General features: G+C 61.6%; 2 protein-coding genes, 1 tRNA gene and 1 rRNA gene. 3 read left to right on the top strand and 1 reads right to left on the bottom strand.

Annotated features, from left to right (window positions below; all coding sequences use genetic code 11):
- Positions 1 to 273 precede the first annotated feature (273 nt).
- Entirely contained in the window at positions 274 to 1851 is a 1578-nt protein-coding gene (pruA, locus tag GF399_10785) for an L-glutamate gamma-semialdehyde dehydrogenase (GenBank protein MBD3400799.1), read from the bottom strand.
- A 179-nt stretch (positions 1852 to 2030) separates the two neighbouring features.
- Between pruA and GF399_10780 the strand changes: the two genes are divergently transcribed.
- The 3 genes from GF399_10780 to GF399_10770 all read left to right on the top strand — a co-directional run.
- Positions 2031 to 2501, top strand: coding sequence for a hypothetical protein (locus GF399_10780; GenBank protein MBD3400798.1), 471 nt, complete (start codon positions 2031 to 2033; stop codon positions 2499 to 2501).
- 52 nt (positions 2502 to 2553) lie between these two features.
- Positions 2554 to 2629 (top strand) — tRNA-Ala (locus GF399_10775).
- Between the two features lie 872 nt (positions 2630 to 3501).
- Positions 3502 to 4764, top strand: a 23S ribosomal RNA gene (locus tag GF399_10770); the annotation flags it as partial.

Below are 4764 nucleotides of genomic sequence, written 5' to 3'. Positions count from 1 at the left end.
CCGGAATAGGACCAACTGAGGTCCTCGACGGTCTCGAGCTGCCAGGAAGCCCCAACGGCGACCGCCAGAGCGAGTAAAACGAGTACGAACCGCTTCATAACCCTTCCCCCGTGTTGATCGGTAATCCAGCCAAACGCTTGGAAGCTGCTCGGGTGACTCTTGTCTCAAATCACAACAATAATAAGCCAACACCGCGGCGTTGGCAAGATGACAAAACGGGACGGGCCGAAGCCCGTCCCGTTGCTACCACATCGGAATGTGTGCGTAACCGCGCTACAGCACTTCGCTGATGCTCTTGCCCTGCATGAACAGCAACAGGTAGTCGCGGCCGCCGGCCTTGGAGTCGGTACCGCTCATGTTGAAGCCGCCGAAGGGCTCGACGTCGACCAGGGCGCCGGTACACTTGCGGTTGAGGTAGAGGTTGCCGACGTGGAGCTCGCGGCGGCCGCGCTCCAGGCGGCGGCGGTCCATCGAGAACAACGCGCCGGTCAGCCCGTAGATGGTCGAGTTGGCGATCTCGATTATCTGGTCGAAGTCCTCGGCTTTGACGACGGCGGTGACGGGGCCGAAAATCTCCTCCTGGGCGACGCGGGCGTCGGGGGGGACGTCGACGAAGACGGTGGGCTGGATGTAGAAGCCCTCGCGGCCCTCGACCTCGGCGGATCCGCCGCCGCAGAGCAGCCGGCCCTCCTGCTTGCCGATCTCGATGTAGGCCAGGATCTTGTCGTAGGAGTCGCGGTTGATGACCGGACCGTGGTTGTTGACGGCGGGACCGTCGATCCACTCGGCGACGTCGTGGGTGACGATCTGCGGCACGCGCTTCTCCAGCTTGGCGACGACCTCGTCGTAGATGTCCCGGTGCAGGATTACCCGGCTGCCGGCGGAGCACTTCTGACCCTGGAAGCCAAAGGCGCTGACGGTGACGGCCTCGACGACCTTATCGACCTCGGCGGTCTCGTCGGCGGCGACGAAGTCCTTGCCGCCCATCTCGAGAACGGTGCGCTTGAGCCACTTCTGGCCCTTGTCGTGATGGACCTTGGCGGCGCGCTCGTAGATGCGCATGCCGACTTCCATCGAGCCGGTGAAGTTGATGAAGCGCGTCCGGGGGTGGTCGACCAGCAGGTCGCCGATCTCGGAGCCCGAACCGGGGATGAAGTTCAGCACGCCCTTGGGCAGATGGAGCTGCTCGAAGATCTCGACGAGCTGCCAGGCGATGGCCGGGGCCGGGGTGGCGGGCTTGAGACAGACGGTGTTGCCGCAGACGATCGGCGCCACGGTGATGCCGGCCATGATGGCGAAGGGGAAATTCCAGGGCGGGATCGAGACCCCGGCGCCCAGGGGGATGTAGTGGTAGTCGTTCTCGAAGTTGTCGAAGGGCGTCTGGGGTCGGGTGCCGGCCAGGCGGCGGGCCTCGCGGGCGTAGAACTCGAGGAAGTCGATGCCCTCGGCGACGTCGGCGTAGGCCTCGATCCAGTTCTTACCCTCCTCGACGACCATCCAGGCCGATAGCTCGTAGATGCGCTCGCGGCAGATGCGGGCGGCGTTGAGCAGGTAACGGGAGCGCTCCTCGGCGCCGACGAAGCGCCAGGTCTCGAAGGCCCGGTTGGCGGACTCGAGGGCCTTCTCCGCCAGCTCGGCCGTGCACTTGTGGAAGGTGCCGACGACCTGTTCGGTATTACCGGGATTGACGGAATCGAAGGTCTTGCCGGTTTCGATGTGCTCGCCGTCGATGATGACGGGATAGGTCCGCCCGAGCTTGCTCTTGACCAACTCGAGCGCCTGTTCCATCTTGCGCCGCGGTCCGGCTTCGTTGAAGTTGACGTAGGGTTCGTTCTTGAAGGGGGGCAGCATGGCCTTCCTCCGGGGTGGGGATCCAGGTGGGTTGTTGTCAGCTCGACGGGCCGATTATAACCCCGGCGGCCACTGAAATAAAGGACCCGAACCCAGGCCGCCGGTGCGACGATTTGGCTGGCCTTTGCCCGTCCGAGCTGCTACATTATCCGTCTGGACCCCTAACGCAAGAGGTAGCGATGAAAACCATCATGCTCATTAGCGGCACGCTCCTATGCGTAGCCCCCGCCGCCGCTGACCTGGGACCGGCCCAGCCCGCCGCCTTCTGGTTCGACTCCGGCGGCGCCCACCACCCCGGGGGCCACGGCGCCTGGTCGCTGCGGCTCTACGAGACCGGCGACCTGGAACTGACCCACACCGTCGGCGAGGAGATCACCGACTGGGACGACCTGCGCCTGGACAAAGAGACCAACACCATGCTCTGGGAGCGGCTCTACGAGCTGAACCTCGACGAGCTGGAATTCGCCGAGCGCCCCGGTGTACCCGACGAAGTGATGCTGAAGATCGCCTTCTTCCCACCCTACGGCGGCGGCGACACCGTCGAACTGTGGAGCGGCGACGTCGCCGAGGTCCCCCGCCTGGTCGAACTCCTCGAACTGCTCGAGGAGCTGATCGAAGAGCAGACCGGCCGTCGGGCCGTTCTGCGCTGAGCTTGACTAACCCGACCGACCCTGCTTATACTACCTCTCCGCGAGCCGCCGTGGGGATGTAGCTCAGTTGGGAGAGCGGCTGCCTTGCACGCAGCAGGTCGGCGGTTCGAATCCGCTCATCTCCACCACCCAAAAGGGCCGGAAACATGTCTGGGCCCGTTTTACACGGGGTTGGTTTTGTCGGGTGCCAGCCATACCGGGGGCGGTTTTCCCAGGAGCCTGACCCGCCGTAAAGGGGTCCCCGAACAAGAACCGCTCGGGCCCTTCGGTTTCACCCAGCCTGTCGACCGACCAGTAACGAGACCCCGTGATGACCAGGCGGGCCTAGCGCTAGATCCTGCTCACGAGGCACCGCCGTCGGAACTGGCACGGTTTTTGCGGAGGCGAACCGTTATCATCCGTCGTAACGGTTGCCGAGAAGCAAAAACCGTGCCAGTTCCGACGGCCGGGTCTGGCCGCAGACCCGGCGGTGGGCGGACCTTGGGCGGCCGGACTGGGCGTCGTGCTCGGATGAAACGTCGGCGGGAGTCGGGGATGGAATCGGGGATGGAAAAAGTTGAAAAAGACCCTTGACATGCCGGCCCGAGTAGGCTACTATTCCCCCGCCGGTTCGCGAGAGCCTTCAACGGAAGAACGTTCAAGGTCACTTGAGTAAAGATTTGCAAGTGAGGTCGCGATGAGTACAGCCTTTGTGCGGACTCAAAGCCAGCGGGAGGTAACCGGGTAGGCGGCAGTCAAGCCTCGCCCTTCGCCCCCCGCCCGAGAAATCGGGCCTTGCTTTTTCGACCGGTACGAGATGAGCCGCAGCGCTCCGTTCTTTGACAGGTTTGGTCAGTTGCAAACACCGAGGGATGCAACCGGGACCGGGGCATTATCTGGAGCCCGGGTGAAGCCGGGGCCGAACGGGTTTTAGCGCAGTCGATCGACTGCCGTGACAACCCGTCGACGGCTTTGGGCGACCCACTCCCGTACAACCCCGAGTCCTCGGCGATGCAGCTTGATGGTCAAGCGACTAAGGGCACATGGTGGATGCCTTGGCGCTGGGAGGCGATGAAGGACGCAGCCGACGGCGAAACGCCACGGGTAGTCGTTAAGCGGGCTTTGATCCGTGGATTTCCGAATGGGGCAACCCGGTGCGGGTTATGCCGCACCATCCCCAAGCTGAACACATAGGCTTGGGGAAGCCAACCGGGAGAACTGAAACATCTTAGTAACCCGAGGAACAGAAACCAACAGGGATTCCCTGAGTAGTGGCGAACGAAAGGGGACATAGCCCAAACCGCTGACGTGTATAAGGTTACGGCCGTTGCGTCAGCGGGGTTGTGGGACATCCCACGCCGAACCGTAGATCGGCTAGGAGTTATAAAACCCTAGGTTAGCCGAAGTTCTCTGGAAAGAGACGCCACAGAGGGTGATAGCCTCGTAGGCGAAAACCGACAGGACTCCGAGGGGTGTTCCCAAGTAGCGCCGGACACGAGAAATCCGGTGTGAATCTGGGAGGACCATCTTCCAAGGCTAAATACTACCCAGCGACCGATAGTGAACCAGTACCGTGAGGGAAAGGTGAAAAGAACCCCGGGAGGGGAGTGAAATAGTACCTGAAACCGTGTGCCTACAAGGTGTGGGAGCGGCTTTATGCCGTGACCGCGTGCCTTTTGTAGAATGAGCCGGCGAGTTACCGTTCGGAGCAAGGTTAAGGCTGAGAGGCCGGAGCCGGAGCGAAAGCGAGTCTGAACAGGGCGAACAGTTTCGGATGGTAGACGCGAAACCTGGTGACCTAGCCATGGGCAGGTTGAAACGACCGTAAAAGGTTGTGGAGGACCGAACCCACAAGAGATGAAGATCTTGGGGATGACCTGTGGCTAGCGGTGAAAAGCCAATCGAACCAGGAGATAGCTCGTTCTCCCCGAAATAGCTTTAGGGCTAGCCTCGCGTGATAAGTAACGGTTGTAGAGCACTGATTGAGCTAGGGGACCCACCAGTCTACCAAACTCAGATAAACTCCAAATGCCGTTACTCGTATCGTGGGAGTCAGACTGCGGGGGCTAAGCTCCGTAGTCGAGAGGGAAACAGCCCAGACCGACAGCTAAGGTCCCTAAATCCATGCTAAGTGGAAAACGATGTGGGATTACCCAGACAGCCAGGAGGTTGGCTTAGAAGCAGCCATTCCTTTAAAGAGTGCGTAACAGCTCACTGGTCAAGTGATCCTGCGCGGAAAATGTAACGGGGCTCAAGCATGGTACCGAAGCTTCGGATCCTTTTG

The organism is Candidatus Coatesbacteria bacterium, from assembly GCA_014728225.1.
Classification (GTDB): domain Bacteria; phylum RBG-13-66-14; class RBG-13-66-14; order RBG-13-66-14; family RBG-13-66-14; genus WJLX01.
This window is presented reverse-complemented; position numbering and strand designations above follow the sequence as displayed.

Bases quoted from the DNA above. Each gene is read 5' to 3' on its own strand.
- GF399_10780 (MBD3400798.1), top strand. From the start codon at position 2,031: ATGAAAACCATCATGCTCATTAGCGGCACGCTCCTATGCGTAGCCCCC.
- pruA (MBD3400799.1), bottom strand. From the start codon at position 1,851: ATGCTGCCCCCCTTCAAGAACGAACCCTACGTCAACTTCAACGAAGCC.